The organism is Halalkalibacterium halodurans, from assembly GCF_004376175.1.
Lineage (GTDB): Bacteria > Bacillota > Bacilli > Bacillales > Bacillaceae_D > Halalkalibacterium > Halalkalibacterium halodurans.
The window spans coordinates 22,123-42,990 of record NZ_SNUY01000014.1 but is presented as its reverse complement, the minus strand read 5'-3'; the positions used below and the strand labels follow the sequence as shown (position 1 = coordinate 42,990).

General features: G+C 39.8%; 13 protein-coding genes. 1 reads left to right on the top strand and 12 read right to left on the bottom strand.

Annotated features, from left to right (window positions below; genetic code table 11):
• Positions 1–358: 358 nt before the first annotated feature.
• On the bottom strand, positions 359–1,828 hold the full coding sequence (locus tag E2L07_RS06725) for an aldehyde dehydrogenase family protein (RefSeq protein ID WP_134229212.1): 1,470 nt from the start codon (positions 1,826–1,828) through the stop codon (positions 359–361).
• Between the two features lie 177 nt (positions 1,829–2,005).
• On the opposite strand from E2L07_RS06725, the gene E2L07_RS06720 reads away from it, so the two are divergent.
• Positions 2,006–3,439: a DDE-type integrase/transposase/recombinase gene (locus E2L07_RS06720; protein ID WP_134228568.1), complete on the top strand. Its 1,434-nt coding sequence runs from the start codon at positions 2,006–2,008 to the stop codon at positions 3,437–3,439.
• A gap of 244 nt (positions 3,440–3,683) precedes the next feature.
• Here E2L07_RS06720 and gabT read toward each other — a convergent pair whose 3' ends face one another.
• The 11 genes from gabT to E2L07_RS06665 form a co-directional block, all read right to left on the bottom strand.
• Positions 3,684–5,045: a 4-aminobutyrate--2-oxoglutarate transaminase gene (gene gabT / locus E2L07_RS06715; RefSeq protein ID WP_134229202.1), complete on the bottom strand. Its 1,362-nt coding sequence runs from the start codon at positions 5,043–5,045 to the stop codon at positions 3,684–3,686.
• A 59-nt stretch (positions 5,046–5,104) separates the two neighbouring features.
• The gene (locus E2L07_RS06710; RefSeq protein WP_166740038.1) at positions 5,105–6,832 is read right to left on the bottom strand and encodes an AMP-binding protein; all 1,728 of its coding nucleotides are present in this window, start codon (positions 6,830–6,832) and stop codon (positions 5,105–5,107) included.
• 11 nt (positions 6,833–6,843) lie between these two features.
• Positions 6,844–7,290: a 3-hydroxyacyl-ACP dehydratase FabZ family protein gene (locus E2L07_RS06705; protein WP_134229200.1), complete on the bottom strand. Its 447-nt coding sequence runs from the start codon at positions 7,288–7,290 to the stop codon at positions 6,844–6,846.
• Positions 7,291–7,331: 41 nt separating this feature from the next.
• Positions 7,332–8,588: a beta-ketoacyl synthase N-terminal-like domain-containing protein gene (locus E2L07_RS06700; RefSeq protein ID WP_134229199.1), complete on the bottom strand. Its 1,257-nt coding sequence runs from the start codon at positions 8,586–8,588 to the stop codon at positions 7,332–7,334.
• Positions 8,589–9,806 carry a beta-ketoacyl-[acyl-carrier-protein] synthase family protein gene (locus E2L07_RS06695; RefSeq protein WP_134229198.1) on the bottom strand — a complete coding sequence of 406 codons (1,218 nt, stop codon included), beginning with the start codon at positions 9,804–9,806 and terminating at the stop codon, positions 8,589–8,591. It abuts the gene before it with no gap.
• Positions 9,807–9,810: 4 nt separating this feature from the next.
• Positions 9,811–10,062, bottom strand: coding sequence for an acyl carrier protein (locus E2L07_RS06690; protein WP_134229197.1), 252 nt, complete (start codon positions 10,060–10,062; stop codon positions 9,811–9,813).
• Between the two features lie 91 nt (positions 10,063–10,153).
• Positions 10,154–10,891, bottom strand: a complete 738-nt coding sequence (fabG, locus tag E2L07_RS06685) for a 3-oxoacyl-ACP reductase FabG (protein ID WP_134229196.1) — start codon at positions 10,889–10,891, stop codon at positions 10,154–10,156.
• Positions 10,892–10,950: 59 nt separating this feature from the next.
• Positions 10,951–11,376, bottom strand: coding sequence for an acyl carrier protein (locus tag E2L07_RS06680; RefSeq protein ID WP_134229195.1), 426 nt, complete (start codon positions 11,374–11,376; stop codon positions 10,951–10,953).
• A 51-nt stretch (positions 11,377–11,427) separates the two neighbouring features.
• On the bottom strand, positions 11,428–11,637 hold the full coding sequence (locus E2L07_RS06675) for an MbtH family protein (protein WP_134229194.1): 210 nt from the start codon (positions 11,635–11,637) through the stop codon (positions 11,428–11,430).
• Between the two features lie 79 nt (positions 11,638–11,716).
• Positions 11,717–13,360, bottom strand: coding sequence for a cyclic peptide export ABC transporter (locus tag E2L07_RS06670; protein ID WP_134229193.1), 1,644 nt, complete (start codon positions 13,358–13,360; stop codon positions 11,717–11,719).
• Between the two features lie 16 nt (positions 13,361–13,376).
• Entirely contained in the window at positions 13,377–20,867 is a 7,491-nt protein-coding gene (locus E2L07_RS06665) for a non-ribosomal peptide synthetase (protein WP_166740037.1), read from the bottom strand.
• Position 20,868 lies beyond the last annotated feature (1 nt).

The following is a 20,868-nucleotide window of genomic DNA, read 5'->3' as shown; positions in this document are numbered from 1 at the left end:
CCTTTCCCCGATTGAATACCGAGAAAAGGCCGCAGCTTAAAATACTCTTTTTTTCATTGTCTACTTGACAGGGGTTATGTGCATATAACCTCTACCTCATTTTGGTACCTCTAAAAAAACTGATGATACTGTTTCATCGCTTTCCGACTCTTTAAGAGGTTGTTTTTACTTTGATAGTAACGCTGAGTTTCATTAATAATTTCTTCGATTCTTAAATACTTTGGTGGACATACGATCACTTTTTTCAAGCTTACCGTATTCGTTGTTGCAAGATGGATAAATGATTTGATTGGAGATAATCAAGTCTTTTTCTCCCCTTCGAAAGCTACGTTCCAAGTGATTCTTAGAAATCATAGCCTTAAAGTAGATCTGTATCTATTTGTGCTCGCTGCAGTTTATCGCTGTAGTCAATATATATCGTTTTCCATTCACTAAATGCATCAAGTGCGGCTTGTCCCGCCTCACGCATACCATTACCTGTATCTTTTGTTCCTCCAAATGGTAACTGAATTTCTGCACCAGTCGTTCCGTGATTAACGTATACGATGCCTGTATCAATCCCTTTTATCCCTGTGAAAGCATGATTAACGTTCCTAGTAAATACGGCTGTGGATAACCCATAGCTTACCGAGTTATTGATTTTAATTGCCTCATCTAACCCCTGTGCTTTGATCAAGCATAGTACAGGACCGAATATCTCTTCCTTGGCGAGTGGGCTCGTTGGGTCAACAGGACCTAATACTGTTGGGGCGAAGAAATGACCCGGAAGCCCTTCTAGTCTTTTTCCACCACAATGAACCTTGATGTTTTCTTCGACAGCTCGTTTAATATAAGCCTCTACCTTTTCGATACTATTTTCATTAATCAGTGGTCCAACATCAACATTTTCATCTCTTACATCACCAATATTGAGCTGGGAGGTGATCTGCAATATTCTTTGTAATAATTGATCGTATATGCCTTCTTCGATTATTACTCTGCTTGCAGCTGTACAACGTTGACCACTTGTACCAAACGCAGCCCAAACAATTCCTTCGGCTGCAAGCTCCAGGTTGGCATCCTTAAGCACAATAATCGCATTCTTTCCCCCTAGTTCTAGAGAGACTCGTTTGAGCTGTTTTGCAGCACTCTCGTAAACCACTTTTCCCGTTTCTGTTGAGCCTGTAAATGATATATGTGCCACTCTCGGCTCCTCAACAAGAAATTGACCTGGCTGAGCATCCCCTAGTATTAGATTAAATACTCCTGGAGGTAGGCCTGCATCCTCAAAACATCTGGTAAATTCTGTAGCAGTTGCTGGTGTCTCAGGAGACGGCTTCCATACGACTGTATTTCCAAGTATAAGGGATGGGAGTATTTTCCACGAAGGGACCGCTACAGGAAAATTAAATGCACTTATTGCCCCGATGATTCCCACAGGCTCTCGTGCTGACATTGTCCATTTATCAGGTAGCTCTGATGGAATCGTATGTCCAAACATTCTCCGTCCTTCTCCAGCCATATAGAAGGCCATATCTATTGCTTCCTGTACTTCCCCCTCTGCTTCAACCTTCGTTTTACCTACCTCAAGTGATATTAGTCGCGCAATTCTTTGCTTCCTTTCTTTTAAAAGCATTCCTATCTGATAAAGGTATTCCCCTCTTAAAGGTGCAGGTTTCTTTCTCCATAGCTCAAATGCAGCTCCCGCTTTCACAACCGCCTCTTGAACGTCTTGTTCAGAGGAGGAGTTTGCTTCAGAAACGGGCTCTCTTGTAGCTGGATTATAGTTTAGTATTTTCTCACCACTTCCACTCTTCCAAGTACCACCAACAAAGTTTTGAGCTTGAATCATCTGCCTATCCCCCCTACATGAGCGCGTATTGTCAAAACTTTATATAGAAATAGGTTAATAAATCCTATATTAGAGGGCTTTATAAGCAAAAAACTTGCCACCCCCCTGAATTCTAAGGTATTGATGAGGTAACCACACGACATCAATCCCCTTAAGAAAAAAGGATGTGACAAGTTGTTACCTCAAATTATAACCTATTTACTTATGTTAATAAACTATCAAGAACAAATGATTCGAACGTTGCTTACCCTACTGATTGGGAAAAGCATGTTTGATAAGCCAATAGAAGCGCCAGTGAACAAACCTTATCGGAAACTTCAAGTCGACGATCTGCCGATCATTGAAGTACCAGAAAAACTTGATTTTAAACAGTTATTAACTGAGCATCTGGCGGCGAATGGAAAGCCTCTTAAACCGGTACAGAGACGTTCTAATTCAACACCTGTTCCTGCGTCAATGAAATGTCCAAAGTGTGGTGCTCCATCCGAGTATTTGTATGCCAATAATGGAGGGAAAGGACAGTTTCAATGTAAGGTGTGTTCCTGTCTTTTTAATCAAAAAAGCCGCTATCTCAAAGAGGCCATCCTTAAGTGCCCTCACTGTGCCAAGACTCTTGAAAAAATCAAGGAAAGAAAAGACTTTAATGTGTTTAAGTGTAAAAACAATGACTGTTCCTACTACCAAAAGAAATTGAGTAGAATGTCACAAAAAGAGAAAAAACGGTTCAAAGAAGACCCTCAAGCCTTTAAAATGCGGTATATTTACCGCCAGTTTCACATTGACTATCAACCGTTAGCGAAACATTCACCCAAGAAGCCAAAAGTCGATTTATCAAGGCTTTATGTGTCTCCACATACACTTGGACTCATTCTGACGTATCACGTGAATTACGGGCTATCCGCTCGTAAAACAGCTGCACTGATGAAAGATATTCATGGTGTATCCATTTCTCACCAAAGCATTTTAAACTACGAAAACAGTGTAGCACTTACGCTTAAGCCTTACGTCGACCACTACCCTTATGAGCTTTCAGATCAATTCTGTGGTGACGAAACGTATATCCGTGTGAATGGTCGTTGGCACTATCTGTTTTTCTTTTTTGATGCGGTGAAAAAGGTGATTCTCTCATACCCTGTCTCACCAAATCGAGACACAGCGACCGCCATTCGAGCGATTGACGAAGTATTACTTAAGCTGAAAGAGATTCCTGAGAACCTTACATTCGTTGTCGATGGAAACCCAATCTACTTGTTAGCACAGCATTTCTTTTCCCAACATGAGATTCCATTTGACGTAATACAAGTCATCGGCTTAACCAATGAAGATGAAGTCTCCAAGGAATATAGACCGCTAAAACAGATTATTGAGAGACTGAATCGAACCTTTAAAGGCAACTACCGATCCACTCACGGATTCGGGTCAGAACAAGGATCCGTATCATTTGTGACCTTATTTGTGGCTTACTTCAACTTTCTAAGACCGCATTCAGCCTTGGAAGGTAAAGTTCCTGTTCTCATTCCAGAGTTAGAACAACTTCCAAACATGCCAGCACGCTGGACCAAGCTGATTGACTTAGCTCAACAATGGTTGATTGATCAGACTGCCTAGCTTTTGTTTAGCTGAGCCCTAACATCAGCAATCGGCGTAGCGAACTCTTGACAAACCGAACTTGCCAATGGTTTAAAATGGAAATAACCAAGGGCTATTTGGTATGCCTTCTTTTGTCCCCTTCGCCCTTGTTTAGCCTTAGTCAAAACCATTGGCGTGTTTGTCAAGAGCGATTGCGGGGCTCCTCCACCCACAAAAGAGAAAAGAACTGAATGCCTAGTGAGTTTTCATAGAACTTTTGACATTACCCATGAGCGACCGTCTGACGTTCATATTGATGCGTGACTTCGATTACACACTCTTCTATCACGTCTAGCGCTTCTTCTAGTTGATCGTCAGTAATCACCAACGGAACTAAAAACCTTATTACATTGTTATATAATCCTGCTTTAAATAGAATGACCCCTTTATGCAAACAGCGCTGAATAATTTCATACGTTTCTTCATCTGCTGGCTCTCTTGTCTCGTGGTCTCTTACAAGCTCAAAAGCTTTCATTGCTCCTACTCCACGTATATCACCAATAAGGTGTGATTTATTCTTCAATTGATGCAACCATTGATCAATCTTTTCTCCTATTTTATTCGCCCGCTCACCTAGGTTTTCTTCTTCGTATATGTCTAGCACTGCAAGTGCTGCAGTACAGGCAATCGGATTTCCAACAAATGTACCACCAACCGCTCCATCACCTGCACTGTCCATGATTCTTTCTTTTCCGATAATGGCTGAAAGCGGAAGGCCAGCAGCGATAGATTTTCCTAACGTGATTAAGTCTGGTTCGATACCATAGTATTCAGACGCTAAAAAGCATCCCGTTCTCCCGTATCCTGTTTGAACCTCATCGACTATGAAAACGATACCATACTCATTACATACTTCCTGAACTTGATGGAGATAAGGCATAGGTGGATTAATAAAGCCTGCTTCTCCTTGAATCGGCTCGATTATCAGTGCTGCGACATCATTTGGATCAACCTGCTTAACAAACAATTCCTTTAACATTTTTATTGCTCGATTTGATACTTCTTCTGAGCAGACCCTATCCTCCCAACGGTACACGTAAGGATAAGGGACACGATAGATATCATTGAAGAATGGACCCATTCCTTCTTTATAAGGCTTTATCTTGCTCGTAAGCGATAATGACAGCATCGTTCTCCCATGAAAGGCTCCTTTAAAGCAAATGACAGACCTGCGTCCTGTTGCTTTCCGTGCAATCTTTATCGCATTTTCAACTGCCTCTGTACCAGAATTAAAGAAACATGCTTTTTTTTCTTCAACTCCAGGCATTTTGGAACAGAGTCTTTCTGCTAGTTTAAAATAGGATTGATAAGGAATAACTGTGAAGTCTGTATGTGTAAATTTATCCGCTTGCTTTTGTATAACGTCAACCACTTTTGGATGACTATGTCCCACGTTTAACGAACCTACTCCTCCAGCAAGATCGATGAATTGATTTCCATCTAGGTCCCACACTTGGGCACCACGAGCATAATCTATTATTGCTGGTACAAATGTACCGAATGCTCTTGCCACTGAATTCTTTTCATTTAAAATTTCTTTGGAGCGAGGCCCCGGAAGGGTAGTCTTTATATTCAGATAATTCATCGCATTTCCTCCTTAATCAATTGTTATAAGGTGTATGCTCCTTTATAACAACTGTTCTACTATAACGTTGTAGACTCGTGCATACAAAGTTTGTTAAATTCCTGTATTTGTTGATCATAAACGCCTTGTACATAATCTTTCGCTAATTGATAACGTTGAATTTTTCCGCTTGTTGTTCTAGGGATGTTTTTCACAGGAATGAACTGTTTTAACAACACTCCCATTTGTTCTTTGATATGCTTTTGGACTTTTTGGGCTAGTTGAACGATATCTTTTAGGTCGCCTCTATGTAACAAAAATCCAATCACTTCTTCTTCGCCAAGTTGGTCATTATAAACACTAGTGCAAGCAAACGTATTTAATTCTAATCCTTCAACTTCTTCTGCCACTCTTTCAATATCATAAGGATATAGATTTTGACCATTAATTATAACCAAATCCTTTTTTCTTCCAGTTATAACAAGGCTCCCTTCTTTAATAAATCCGATGTCACCCGTTCTAAGATAACCGTCATGTGTAAATAATTGTTCATTTCTTTCCGGGCTATTATAATAGCCTTTGGTTACATTTTTCCCTCTCATTTGGATATGTCCAATTCTATCTTCACCAAGGTCATTATCTTGATCATCACAAACCCTGATAGAAACAGACGGCAAGGATTTTCCTAAATCAACTAATTCAAGTCCACCTTGCTGTACCTCTTGAATTTCTGAACCAATATCTAACTGATCACGGGAGATGGCATACGTTTTCATTGGTTGAAACAATTCACAGACTGTAACTGCTACGCTTGCTTCTGCTAGGCCGTAGGCTGGAACAATTACATTTCTTTTTAAATTGTAAGGTTCCAACGCTTCAACAAATAACCGAGCTAATTGAGGCGATATTTGTTCTGCGCTATTGAAAATATACCTTACAGACGACAAATCTAACTTCGATTGATTCAGTCGCGATGCTTGAAGATATTTAAGTAGGTACTGATAGCCGAAGTTAGGAGAAGCTAGACATGTTGCCTTATACTCACTCGCTTTGCGTAACCATAGTAACGGCGACATGATAAACATCTGTGTTGGCATAATCATATGATTTGCGTTCGCTGTTAACGGAAACAAATGTAGCGCAATAAGCCCAAAATCATGTGTCATTGGTAACCAACTAACAAATCTGTCATCAGCCCATTTATTTCGACCTACACTAATAATGTCTTTAATATTTGTCATTACATTTAGATGAGTTAGTGCCACCCCTTTAGGTCTCCCTGTTGACCCTGAAGAAAACTGTATCATCGCCACATCGTCCACTTCTGGGGTGTAAACCGATCCAGGTGAACCCTGTTCGACCGCCTGTTCAATGATTATTTTTGTTTCTAATATCGGCTTAAATTGCTGTGTGACGGAATATTTTTGTGCAAAACGCACTAATCTCTGGGTATTTTTTTCGTTCGTAAGTAAGAACGGGTTGTTGAGGTACTCCCATACGTTCAACAACTTTAAACGTTGATCTTTATTCACACCAATACTTAACGGTACAGGTACAAATCCCCCTAATATACACGCCCAGTAAGCATATACAAATTGCTCAACATCTTCCGTTTGTAAAACAACCTCATCTCCTGGTTTGATTCCAACCTGCTGAAGGTACCCAGTGATTGATAGAGCTGAGTCCAGAAGGTCATGATAGGATACGAAATGCTCTATATTTTCCTCCTTAATAAATGTGATTCCTCTGTCGTGCACGTTACGTTTTGATAAGATAACATCCGTTAAGCGGTTAAACGAATTATTCATTGCATCCATCCTCATTTATTAGATATTGCAAGCGTAATATCTGCTTTAGCAATTTTTGATTCACCAACCCAGCCTGTTGACGTTACAATCCCAGCATTTGCCGTCATTTTGACATACTCTGTTTCAATTCTGATTTGATTACCTGGTACAGCCGGATTTAAAAAGCGCACTTTCACTCCTGATAGAAGAAACTGTTGTTTCTCAGTACTACTGATATCCTCCTGACTTAGCTTGTATAATAAAATACCTGATTGAGCCATCGCCTCAACGAGTAACACTCCCGGAAAAACGGTTTGGTCAGGGAAATGGCCTGGAACGTACCACTCATTCCCTGTCAGATTTTTAACACATACAATTCTGTTATCTGGCTCTATCTGCTCTACTGTATCTATGAAGATAAAGGGATGTTTTTGAGGTAGCAGAGATCGCACTTGTTCATAACTAAGGTTCTGATCCATTCATATACCACTCCTTCTTTCCACTGTTCATCTTGTTAAATCTATGTTGAACGAATAAGGATTGCACTCGTTTCTCCTGATCGGCTATGGGAAGTAAGCGCAATATATGGACATTCATTTTCTTCAGTCCACGCTTGATTATAGTTCAGTAGAGAGGCAAAGGTTGGATCAACTTGATCCGCATCATTTCCATACGGGCTTGGCCATTTCTTTTTGTTTAAAAAGCCTAAAGCTCCTGACAGTTGAAACAAACCGCTCGCACCAAATGCCTCTCCTACTACTGATTTGATAGGAAAAACCTTAGGGCTATTCACTTGCTTTTCTCCCATTTCTAGTAGTTCTTGCAATGCGAGCAGTTCTACTCGATCTATTTCATAGTCCCCATTTGCCCCTGAAAATATCAGGCCTATATCTTCTATGGATGCTGAAGCTGCATTTACTACAGAGGTTAGTGCTCTTCTCACCGCTGCAACTCGATGAGATTCGTCCTTCCGTGCAGCAAACACATTATCCCAAGAAACCAGCTCTGCTAAAGGTTGGATTCCTCTATCGATTGCAGTAGATTTTCTTTCTAGTATGACCGTGACAGCTCCCTCACTAGGCAGAATTCCAGCTGAATCTGGTGCATACGGTATCCCTTGTTTATCAGTCATATTCTTAGGAGTATGGTCCGAACGCTTGAGGTACTGTATGACACTTTCGTTTAACTCTTCAACACCACCAACGATGACATATTTGGCCCTGTTTCTTTTTAGTAGGTTCATACTGTAGCCGAGTGCATCTAAGCCCGCACATTGACCGGTAGATATCGTTGTATTACAAGCTTGAGCCTGTACCCTAATCCCTAAGTGAGATGCAGGAGCATTTGCTAAAATATTTGGAGCTTGCATTGGGCTAACGTATCTTGGCCCTTCCGTAATTGCGATTTGATCATATTCTATTGAAACGGCTAATCCTGTATAGTTGCAGCCTACAACGACTCCTAATTCTTCGGCATTTACCGTTTCGCTAGATAATTGTGCATGCTCTAGAGCTAGATTAGTCGCAGCCATTAGATACTTAGTACTCGCATTCAAGAATTGGAGCCCACGTTTACCTAATAGCTCTTTTGGATTCCAATCGGAGGGAATGAATAAACCATTCTCCTCATCAATGTTTCCAATCCTACTTTTTTTCAGTTGATCAATTTCGCTTTTTGTTTTAAACAGTACGTTCCATAATAGCTCCTTATCAATCCCATACGGTGAAACCTGACCAATTCCACTTATAACTATTGGATCCTGTAGGTCATTCATCATTTATACACTCCCTAAAGATATAATCGAAATGTTCCCACCAAAGGCGAATGAATTACTAATAGCGAATTTCACCGGCTTTGCTATAGGCTCTTTTACAACCACACTACTTAAACATTCTTCATCCAGAACTTCGATATTCATCGTTGGGGGAATAAGTGAGTGATAGATTGATAGGGTACAGACGATTGCTTCTATCGCACTTGCTGCCCCCATAGTATGGCCTAACATCGATTTAACTGAACTAACAGGAACTTGGTCAGCGTATGGGCCAAAAACATTTTTAATCGCCATCGATTCTGTTTGATCATTCGCTTTTGTACCCGTTCCGTGTGCATTTATATATGAAACATCTTCAACAGATATTCCTGCGTCGATGAGAGCCTTTTTAATTGCTTGTTCAGCCCCTTCTCCTTCAGGGTGAGGCGCTGTGGGATGATGTGCATCACATGCTAATCCATGCCCAAGCAGCTCGGCATATATTCTTGCCCCTCGTTGTTTAGCCTTTTCATAATCCTCTAAAACTAATACTCCTGCTCCTTCACTCACATTAATGCCGTCTCTATTTTTATCAAAGGGCTTTGAAGCGCTTTGAGCCATCGCACCTAAACGAGAAAATGTTGTGTATATGACACGGGACATTGCATCAGCACCACCTACAATGGCCTTATCTGCTTTCCCTTCTTCAATCAAATCCTTTCCAAGTCCAATCGCATAGTTTCCTGCGGCGCAGGCAGTAGGGACCACCATACATGTCCCTTCTGCGCCTAGTTCTTCTGCAACGACTGAAGATAACCGATTTAGAGAATAATTTGTCATATACTCGGTACTCGCTTCTTGCTCACTCGTTAAACTGTTCTCATGATACTTTTCAATCACGCTATTGTTTCCCATTGTCGTGCCCATACAAACTGAGACTCTATCAGCATTTGCACAGAAATCTGGTATGTTAGCATCTTTGACAGCCATCTTTGCAGCAGCCACTGCTAGCTGGGTCGTTCTCCCTACTAAGCTAGGAGCATTCTTTTCAAAAAACTGTTCAGGATCAATATCTCTTACTTCTCCACCAATATGACAGTCAAATTTTTCTGTATTAAAGGCTGTCACTTCTTCTTCTGTTCCAACTTTACCTTGACATAAATTCTCCCAGAACACTTCTTTTCCTGAACCGATAGGAGTAAGTACACCTATTCCAGTTATGACAATTCTCTTTCTTTCCATTGAGCTACCCTTCTTTTACTACAGTGCTTTCCACAATATTTGTGACCACTTCATAAACGTCATTCAATGAAGTTACTTTTGGTAAGTATTCTTCTGAAATTGTAATTTTATATTTCTTTTCGATTTGTGCGACAATTTCAATAGCCATCATCGAGTCTACACCAAGATCGTCAACAAAATGATCCGTATCTTGTAAATCCTCTTCCTCAATGATTTCTACGATTAATTCTTTTAAATCTTCCTTTAAAATTTTCATTATTATCCCTCCAAGATTTGTGTATTTAGATGTTCAATTCGTGCCCATCCTTGTATTAGTCAAGCGTATATCAATGTATAGCCATTGTTGGTTATGAGCTTAAGCCACCATCAACAACAATGACACTTCCAGTCATATAGCTTGATTTATCAGATAATAAAAACTTAATCACCTCTGATACTTCATCTACTTTTCCTGGTCTACCGAAGGGAATCTCCTGTTGAATCTCCTCCCTCTGCTTTTGAGCAATTGAAGACCACATATCCGTTTCGATAAACCCTGGTGCAATAGCATTAACGTTAATGTTAAATCGTGCGACCTCTTTTGATAGAGAACGGACAAAGCCAATTTGTGCTGCTTTTGAAGCTGAATAATTTGTCTGACCAGATATCCCTTTTAAGCCACTGACGGATGTGATACAGACAATTTTTCCATGCTTTTGCTTCATCATCTGATAAATAACAGGCTTCGTATAATTGAATACACCACCAATGTTTGTAGTAATGACATTGTCCCAGTCTTCTTCGCTCATCATCATTAACGGCATATCCTTATTTATTCCTGCATTCAGTACTAAGCCATCTATTCTCCCTAAAAATGCTGTCATTTCATGAACGACTTCTTTTGCTTCACTGAACGATTTTGCACTAGCTTGAAATCCCTTGACTCTCCCTTTGTCATGCTTTGTGCATTCGCATACTTCCTGTGCGGCTTCATGGTTTGTGTTGTAGGTAAAAGCAACATCAACTCCTTCTCTTGCTAGCAATTCTACTGTTGCCCTTCCTATCCCCCTTGAACCACCTGTTACAATTACACCTTTTGTCTGCAAATCTTTATCTCACCCCTCAATATTAAGGAATTTATAGCTTCTTCCTGTAAAATATCCGTTTATGACTTGCTTTTTTGTATTTGTTCATATAATTCATTGATCTCTTCGTCACTCATCTTTTGTAGCTCTTCAGTGAAGAAATCCTTTTCCTCACCCGAATCAATAGAAGAGCTGGATGAATGCCTCAGTTCATCTACGAGGTCAATCATCATTGCTGTTAACTGTAATAGTGATTGCTCTTCAAACAGTTCAGATACGTCTATCTCTATTCCTATATCTTTTTCTATGTGTGCCTTTAGCTTAATTGCTGTTAATGAGTCCTGTACCCATTCCATGATCTTCACATTTTCGATCTCGAGCTGCGCATCATATTCAGTATGTTCGATTAATAGCTGCTCTAGGTATTTCAGAATATGCTGCTGAGCCTGATCTCTATTAAGAGAATAGAGATCAGGTAACTTTTCTTCATATCTAGTGTTGCTCACCTCACGTATGCACCCCTTTTTAAAAGATCAATACATGTATAAAGCTTTATATTAATTGCCTTCAGCCTTAGATAGTTGCTTTCTTAGACTTAGTGGTCTCATATCTGTCCATACTTCCTCGATCCGTTGAAGACATTCTTCCTTCTCTCCAATCGTACCCTCCTCAAACCATCCGTTCGGCAGCTCTCTATGAGCTGGCCAAATTGAGTACTGTTCTTCGTGATTGTATACAACTTTATATTGGATGTTTGTGTTCTCCATGGTTTATCACCCCCTTTCAATGAAGTTTCTGTATAATGAATCTTCTATTACTTAAATAGCATATGTGGCAACCCACCGATTACTCAGCTGCTTGCTGTGATAGTGCTTCAATAGGCTCATCTTTTATCACTTGCCCGTAGTCTATCTTAATGATTCTGTCCGCCACGTTGAAATATTTATCATCATGTGAGATTACAAGCACCGTCTTGCCCTTACCTTTCAAAGCTGGTAGAAGTTTTGTATAAAAGAAGTCTTTGAACAGCGGATCCTGATCTGCCGCCCATTCATCAAATACATAAAATGGTCTATCCTCCAGATATGAAACTAACAACGCAAGTCGCTTCCTTTGTCCTCCTGACAGATCTGTTGTTGATAAGCGATCTTCTTCAACCTTTACCTTATGATTTAGTTGAAGAAGCCGCAGGTACTCTTCCGCTTCCTCTTTTACTTTGTCTTCTGAGATACCAATAAATTGCTCGAAAAGATAAAAATCTGAGAACACTGTAGAAAAGAGCTGGCGGTAATGATCAATGTGCTTATCTGTGATAGGCTGACCATTGACCTCTATCCTCCCCCCTTCAGGCTCATATAACCCGGTAATCAGTTTGGCTAGTGTTGTTTTTCCACTCCCGTTACCACCTACGAGGAAGATGAGCTCATTTTCTTTGAAGGTCAAATTGATTGGTCCGAGTGTAAAGTTATGATCTTCCTCTTCTCGATAATACGTGTGGGTTAAATCTATTAGTCTGATCTCGTTAAAACTACTCGGTAACTGTTCTCGATTGCTCATCAACTCTTCATCCTCTGTAGCGAGTTCGAGCTTTTCAATCTTCCTAAGAGCCACATTGGCACGCCCGAAGTTTGGAAAGACATTAAGGATTGTAACCAAAGGTGTGATCATATATAAAATCGATAGCGTATATCCAGTTAATATCTCTGTACTGACTAGGTTAAGCTGGGGAATAAAGAAGATGACCAGCGCAATAAAAAACAGGAATAGCATTTGTCCCCAGTTTCCAGCTGCAGTATATATTGTCATGCCTTTTACAGTGTCCTTATAAACACCCCTTATTGTTGGTGTTAACTGCTTATCGAAGAAATCTATTCGACGCTGTTTGCTCATTTTTAATTCTTTTGTTCCGCTTGTAAGTGATTTAAAATGTCTAAAAAGTGAGTCGTGTTCCTCTCTCGCACTTGCTAGATATTTGTTAGCTATCTTCATCAGCATTTGGTAGCTAAAAAATGCTATCGTCATAAATGTTAGTCCAATGAAGAGCACTGATATGGATAGCCATCCCATGTAGATTAGACATCCCAGAACAATGAAAAGATTAATGATCAGCATTGGACTAACCGTAATAGCATTCGCGATTGCCATTACATCGTCAGTTAACGATGCTAACAGCCTGTGAGAGCCATTCTGTTCTACCTTCCTAAGTGGGGTTGATAGAATGCGCTTACTCAGGTTAATACGTAAATTGATGATTGACCCTTGTGCAAGCTTAATCAATAAATATCCAGACACTAAACTGCTCAAAAGCATCGTTAAGCACAAGGCGATAAACGCTAATACAATATGGTAACCCGTACTTTGCTGATTGTTTATGGTGTGGTTTATGACAGCGATGACACCTGTACTGCTGGCCCCACTAATGAGACCAGCAATCAGAGCATAAAGCACATTCTTTTTGGAAATGGAAAACAGATATTTGTATATACTCATTCATACTCCCCCTTCTTTATTTAGACCGTAGACGTTTGTCCAGGATATCCGTAATCTCATACACGTTTGGAACTGTTAAGACTGTTAAATGGTCTCCCGATACATAGTTAACATTCACATTTCCGAAGGTTACCTGCGACCAGCCCAACGTATGATCCTGATGCAGTTCGGCCTCAAATCCGTTCTTAGCAATGAATAATGTTATATCACTATTCACTTTTTTAGGATGGTAATCATTCAACGCAACTCTTGTTGCTTCAGTATTAAGCTTATACAATACGTATAATCTGTACGTCTCGGACGACGTAGTATCTATCGGTACCACTTCACTAGCAATTAATACATCCGTAATATACTCCCAACGTTGATCCATGCCTGGTAAACATTTAATCCTTTCTGCAACCTCTTGAACGGATTGGCTCACTTTATTTATGCCAATTTCCCTACAAGTGAACCAAGCTAAGGATTGTGACATTTGACCAATATATACTGGGTCGTTCTCGTCAAAAATGTACTCTTTAGGTGTTTCTTGTTCGCCCCCGTTGACGGTATACCCTGGAGCAAACGAGTCAATCATTATAATTTCTTTAACATGCTCACCTTCCTTTTCTAGCTGACTAGCAATCTCAAGTGTTAAATGTGAGCCTGTACAAAACCCACCTAAGACGTATGGACCACTTGGTTGCTTTTCCCTGATCATACTAATACTTTCTTTCGCTAGCTTTGGGAGTATCTCCTGATCTGGTTCCCAGGCTCGGACGACATTCATTTGTTCAATGAAAGACGGTTGATCCAGATTCAATTTTGCAGATAGTTCACCAGATAAAGGTGGGGTTTGGATGCCGAAAAACGGTTGCTTTTTCCCAAGCGCATGGGAGAAATCTATTATCCCAGCAACAACAGTAGAAGGTAAGATTCCTCCTAGTGGAGCTGAAAAGAATAACGCTTGTCTCTCTCCATTAGGTTGAATATCTACAAGCATCCCCCTACTCTCCTGATTTCCATCCTTTCTTCTAAGGTTTTCTATTCCTCCCGCCCATGTGTTGCGATGCATGATTTCATGTGCTAAGTCCTTTATTTGTGGATTTTCAAAGATCAAATTAATTGGGTACTTCTGTCCAGTTAACTTTTCTATATGATTGATCAAAAATACGGCTGTTAAGGAGTTCCCTCCTAATTCAAAGAAGTTATCGAGTATTCCAACACGCTCAAGATTCAGAACTTTTTTATATACTTCCACCAGTTCTTTTTCAAGTGGTTTTTCTGGTGCTACATACTGTGCATCTAGATCTGGTCTATCCTCCGACGGGTCTGGCAAACTTTTTCGGTCAATTTTCCCATTTGGTGATACAGGCATTTTGTCCAAAAATATGACTCGGTCTGGCTGCATATAGTCAGAGAGACGTGTTGAAATATACTTCTTTACTTTCGTTATAGATAACTCAGCACGTTCCACTGGAACAACATATGCAACGAGCAAGTCTTTGTTTCTATTAGCTGTCTTATTGAATACGACAACAGCCTCTTTAATATGATGATGGCTTCTCATTGCAGACTCGATTTCCTTTAACTCAATCCTTACTCCACGGATTTTTACTTGGCTGTCTTTTCTACCAATGTATTCGATATTTCCGTCTGGTAATAAGCGTACTAGGTCCCCTGTGCTATACATTCTCATGCCTTGTTTTTTTGAAAAAGGATTCGGTATAAATTTCTCTGCAGTTAAACTAGGCTTGTTCGCATATCCTGTCGCTAATCCTATGCCGCTGATAAACAGCTCTCCTATTCTATCTACCCCTACAGGTTGCAAATCCTTGTTTAGAACATAGAGCTGTATATTCGCAATCGGTTTTCCGATCCAAACTGAAGAATCCTCTTGTTTACAGGCGTAATAACTCACATCTACCGATGCCTCTGTAGGGCCGTATAAATTATGCAGGTGTGAATTTAATGCTTTATAGAAGCGATCTTTCAGTTCTGGGGCAAGAGCCTCACCACTACAAATCACCCTTTTTAAGCTTGTACAGTTCTCTGATTCTTTTTCATTCAGAAATTCTTGCAGCATTGTAGGTACAAAATGTAAAGTGGTGATCTGTTCTTCTTTAATTAGCTTTGCTAAATAGTAGCTATCTTTATGACCTTCAGGCTTAGCGATGACTAAGCTTGCACCTGTAATCAGTGGCCAAAATAACTCCCATACAGAAACATCGAAGCTTAAAGGTGTTTTTTGAAGCACTCGATCCTCCTTGTTTAACTGATACTCCTCTTGCATCCACAGAAGACGGTTTACAATCCCTTTGTGTGGAATCATTACCCCTTTTGGATTTCCTGTTGATCCAGACGTATAAATCATATAAGCAATATCCTCTGTTGATCCCCTATGATACTCAAAATCAGAACTTGGTTGCTTTTCTTGGGCACTAAGAATTTCGAGTATGTCATAACAGTCCTGCGGTGTATCATTACTCATGCTCAAAATATTGTTTAGTTGATGTTTCACTGTAAGGATACACTCAACACCAGCATCAGCTATCATATACTTGATTCGTTCTTCTGGATAGGATGTGTCCAATGGTACATAAGCACATCCTGCTTTAAGAATCCCTAATAATGCAACCATCATCTCTAAGGATCGTTCAAGATATACACCAACAAAAGCGTTATTTGAGATTCCTTGTGCCTTTAAAAACTGAGCAACCTGATCAGCTTTTTGATTTAGCTCTGCATAAGTCATCTTCTCCGATTGAAACACTACCGCAGGATGTTCTGGTGTCCGTTTAACTTGCTTGGCGATCAATTGTTGAATCGTCAAACCACTTTCAGCATATCCTCTATCAGTTTCATTCCATTTGTACACTGCCTTTTTATATTCCTGGTCAGCTAGATAGGAACGGTTGTTATGATTTATCAAAGGATCAGAAGCGATTTGTATTAGGATATTACGATAGATATCAGCAACAGAGTCCATCTTTTCTTCTGAAAAACGATTCCGATCAAAAGCTAAAGTTAACTGAATATCGTAATGTGGTGGATGTACAGCAAAGTTAGCCATTAACGAAAAATGGGTATCATTTGCTGAGTTTTTATTAAAGTCAATAAACTTAAGCTTTTTCGATTGAAACAAGTGCTCCATTGAATGAAAGTAAACGTAGTTAAACGCTGTTTCAAATAATGGAGATTGTCCTACAGTTTTCTGTATCTCGGGCAACGGGTATCTCCTGTACGGCAGGATCTGTTGTTCCATCTTGAATGTTTGATGAATAAAGTCGATCCACGTACCCTGTTGCACTCTCTGTCTTAATGGAAGTGTGTTTAGAAATAGTCCCTTTACTTTCTCCCCATCCTTCACTTCCATCCTTCCGTTTGAAACCAACCCAGTCAAGACATCGGATTGCCCTGAAATAACCTGCAAAGCTTTAATATGAGCGGCTAATACCATACTTTTTAACGTCACGCTATGATCTGCAGCTATTTGCTTTAACTTTTTCTTAACAGTCTGTGGTAATGAAACGATTCTTCTATGGATTTCCACTGATTCATGCTTTGTTTCAGGGGTCAAATGATTAAATTTTAGTAGTTGGCAATCGTCAAGGTAGCTCTTCCAAAACTCTTGCTGTTCCTCACTATTTATCGATTCCTGTTCTAAGCGTATGAAATCACTAAACCGTACATTCAGTTCCTTGCTTTCCGTCATTTGACGTTTATTTTCAAGCAGATCAAAGTATAGGTCAAAGATTTCACTAAGCGTTGATGTTAAGCTCCACCCATCAAATATTAGATGACACTCTGTAAGCGTGAATTGAAATGTCTCGGCCGTTCGCTGGTGAATATAGAACCTTAACAGACTCGGTTTATTTAAATCGAACTTATTCATTTTTTCTTGTTCAACATACTCATCAATGACTCGCTCCTGCTCTTGTTCGGATAAATGTCTAATGTCTTGATAACCAACAGGTAGCTTTGCTTTTTTGTGTACAAGTTGTAATGGTACGGAATATGAATACATGTCAAAGGAGGTACGTAACATTACATTGTTTTCCACAACGCTTGCTACCGCTTCATTAAATAGGTCAATATTTAATGCACCCTCCAGTCGCACACTATCGATGTTGTGATAAATCGGTTGATTAGGAAACTGTTCCATGTGGAAAAGCATCCCTTCTTGTAGCTTTGTAAGTGGATACGCATCTTCTATTGCCTCGCTTAACGCTGACCGATCTTTATCTGAAATGAGTTCAAATGGCTTTGTACGCCTATACGTTGTTGTACGACTTTCGCTCTGTTCCAAGTATTCTGCCAATTCTTTAACCGTTTGGTTAAGGAACATGTCTTTTACTTCAAGTTCATATCCCATTTCTTGTAGCTCAGATATGACTTGAACACTCCTTATCGAGTCTCCACCGAGTGAGAAATAATTATCATGTATCCCTATACCATTTCTTCCTAATACTTTTTCCCAGACGGCAACCAACTCTTTTTCAGTCTTTGTTTGTGGCCTACCTCCTTGAGAAGCAGCGCTTTCAGTACGTAGAGTCAATAATTGCTCTTTGTTAACCTTTCCATTTGCATTCATCGGTATAGTGTCAACAGCTATAATATGAGCTGGATACATGTATCTCGGCAACTTATCAATTAAATGATTGCGTAATTCTCGTACCTGTTCTTCAGTTTCTTCCTTTTGCTTAAACGTAATAAAAGCTGCAAGCTCCTTTTCATTCCTACTGTTCGATCCCACTAAAACCACACAATCTTCTACCCTGTGATCCTCTGCAATAGTGGCTTTTATTTCCCCTAATTCAATCCTGTGCCCTTTAACCTTTACTTGGTCGTCCGATCTACCTAGATATTCTATGTCTCCGTTCACCGTTCGCTTGGCAATATCCCCTGTACGGTATAGCCTTTGTCCACCGGATTTGAATGGGTTGGGGATATAGCGCTCCGCAGTAAGGGAGGGACGATTAAAATATCCCCTCGCTAAGCCTGCTCCACTCACATAAATTTCTCCAGGAACGCCAATTGGTGTTGGAAGTAAGTCCTCATTCAATATATAAATGGTAAGATCATTTAAAGGTTGTCCTATGAAGCTACCTTGATTTCCAGTTACATCTGACTTCTTCACCTCCCTATAGGTGACATGAACCGTTGTCTCTGTGATGCCATACATGTTAATCATTTTTGTTTTTTCGCCATGATATTCAAACCATGCTGTCAAGTCTTGATAATCTAATGCTTCTCCTCCGAAAATAACGTACTTAAGAAACAGAGGATGCTGAGTGTGCTTCGCCAACCGAACAATTACTTTAAATGCAGAAGGTGTCTGATTTAAAACAGTAACACGATTTTCACTCATGAATTTGTAAAATGCTTCAGGATTTCTACGTAGCTCATGCGGTACAATCATGAGTTTTCCACCATTAAGTAGGGCCCCCCACATCTCCCACACCGAGAAATCAAACGCTATAGAGTGAAAGAGGGTCCAGACATCATCACGGCCAAAATCAAAATGTTGTTCAGCGCTATCAAACAAGCGGATGACATTGTAATGTGTATTACACACTCCTTTTGGCTTCCCGGTTGAACCTGATGTGTAGATCATATAAGCGACTTGATCAGGTGACATTCCTACAGATGCTAAATTCTTTTCTTCCTCTTTTAACCACCTCTGATCATGCAGGTCTATATACAGGATTCGTTGATCCAATTCCAGCTGGTTATCTTTCATATATTTTGATTTTGTAAGCATATACTCGCATTTAGCGTCGTTGATGATATACTTTGTTCTTTCAGCAGGTTGCTCTGGGTCAACGGGTATGTAGGTCCCACCTGCTTTTAATACACCTAAAATTGCAATGATTAAATCTATTGAACGGTCCAATTGAATGAGTACTTTCGCTTCTGTATTTACACCATTTCTCCGCAAATATCTAGCTAACTTGTTGGATTTATTGTTTAATTCCGCATACGATAGCCTTTGCTTACCGTCATCAACTGCGATCACATCAGGGTTCTGTAGCACCTGATGCTCAAAGCGCTGAAAAATCATATCTCCCTTTTTATAGACTAAGGACGATGCTACACTCATTAGTTTCTGCTCTTCTTGATCCATATACTGAAGCGTATGAATCGTATTTAATGGCTCATCTACCATTCCTTCTAATATACAAATAAAGTTACTGGCCATCCGTTTAATTGAATCTTGCCTGAAAAGCTCTGTTCGATATTCAAATACACAGTCATATTCTCCATCCACTTCCATGATTGATAAGGATAAATCAAACTTGCTTGCATCTAACTGTAAGTGGTACGGTTGTGTCTCTATGCTCCGATCTAAAGTGATTAAGTTTCGATGTTGATTTTGAAATGTAAACATCGTTTCAAATATTGGTGATTGATATAGTGTACGTTCAGCTTTAAGCTCATCTACTATTTTCTCGAAAGGAACATCCTGATTCTGATAAGCTTCTAATGTTGTACGACTTACTTCTGCAATGAAATCCTTCACAGTAGAATCGCTTTCAACATTCATTTTTAATGGAATCGTGTTCGCAATACAGCCAATAAGTGACTCAGTTTCAAACTGGTTACGATTCGCCACAGGTGTTCCCACTATTATTTCTTTTTGGTTGCAGTACCGAAATAAGAATAGATAGTATGCGGAAAGTAAGATTGTAAAAGCTGATACTCCTAGCTTTTGGCTCGTGTGCTTAACCGCTTTTGTCACCGACAACGGAACTGTGAAGCACTCAACATCACCATATTGACTAGCCGCATTCGCTTTAGGGAAATCATAAGGAAGTGCAAGCTTCGTCGATTCTGTTCCTATTATCTTTTTCCAGTATTCCAGTTGCTTCTGATAATCACCGTTTTCATATTTTTTTCTCTGCCAAGCTGCATAGTCAGAATATGTGATAGATAGGTCTGGGAGTATCTCATTCCATTCTTCTTCATTCGCATGATACAGCTTAGTCAGTTCATTAATCAACACTCCTGTAGACCAACCATCTGATACGATATGATGCATGATCAGAACGAGGATATGTTCATTCGCTTGTAATTTTATTAATTGAATACGGAATAAAGGCCCTTCACTCAAGTCAAACGGTTTACAGGCTAATTTCTGAGCAACACTTCTGGCCTCATTCTCTCTTTCAGCATAAGAGAGTGTACTTAAATCGTGTAAAGAAATAGGATAATACTGGGCTGAAATAATATGCTGATTCGCTTTCCCATTTTCTTTCTTAAATGTTGCACGTAGCACCTCGTGCCTTTCAATGACCTTATTAAAACAGCGTTCCAATTTTTCTGTATCAAGAGCACCAGCCAATCTAATCGCTAAGGGGATATTGTACGCTGCACTGTGATGATCTAACTGCTGGATAAACCAAAGCCGCTCTTGGGCAAATGATAAAGGGTATTCTGCTCGATTAGTTCTTCTTGGGATACGATCACTTTCACCTTCATCTTTTAATAGCTGATCAAGAATTTCCATTTCTTTTGAAAAGCTCATA

What these genes read in the sequence shown, in the direction of transcription:
- gabT (WP_134229202.1), bottom strand. Translation starts at nt 5,045, where the DNA reads ATGAATTATCTGAATATAAAGACTACCCTTCCGGGGCCTCGCTCCAAA.
- E2L07_RS06710 (WP_166740038.1), bottom strand. Translation starts at nt 6,832, where the DNA reads ATGAATAATTCGTTTAACCGCTTAACGGATGTTATCTTATCAAAACGT.
- E2L07_RS06705 (WP_134229200.1), bottom strand. Translation starts at nt 7,290, where the DNA reads ATGGATCAGAACCTTAGTTATGAACAAGTGCGATCTCTGCTACCTCAA.
- E2L07_RS06700 (WP_134229199.1), bottom strand. Translation starts at nt 8,588, where the DNA reads ATGATGAATGACCTACAGGATCCAATAGTTATAAGTGGAATTGGTCAG.
- E2L07_RS06695 (WP_134229198.1), bottom strand. Translation starts at nt 9,806, where the DNA reads ATGGAAAGAAAGAGAATTGTCATAACTGGAATAGGTGTACTTACTCCT.
- E2L07_RS06690 (WP_134229197.1), bottom strand. Translation starts at nt 10,062, where the DNA reads ATGAAAATTTTAAAGGAAGATTTAAAAGAATTAATCGTAGAAATCATT.
- E2L07_RS06675 (WP_134229194.1), bottom strand. Translation starts at nt 11,637, where the DNA reads ATGGAGAACACAAACATCCAATATAAAGTTGTATACAATCACGAAGAA.
- E2L07_RS06670 (WP_134229193.1), bottom strand. Translation starts at nt 13,360, where the DNA reads ATGAGTATATACAAATATCTGTTTTCCATTTCCAAAAAGAATGTGCTT.
- E2L07_RS06665 (WP_166740037.1), bottom strand. Translation starts at nt 20,867, where the DNA reads ATGAGCTTTTCAAAAGAAATGGAAATTCTTGATCAGCTATTAAAAGAT.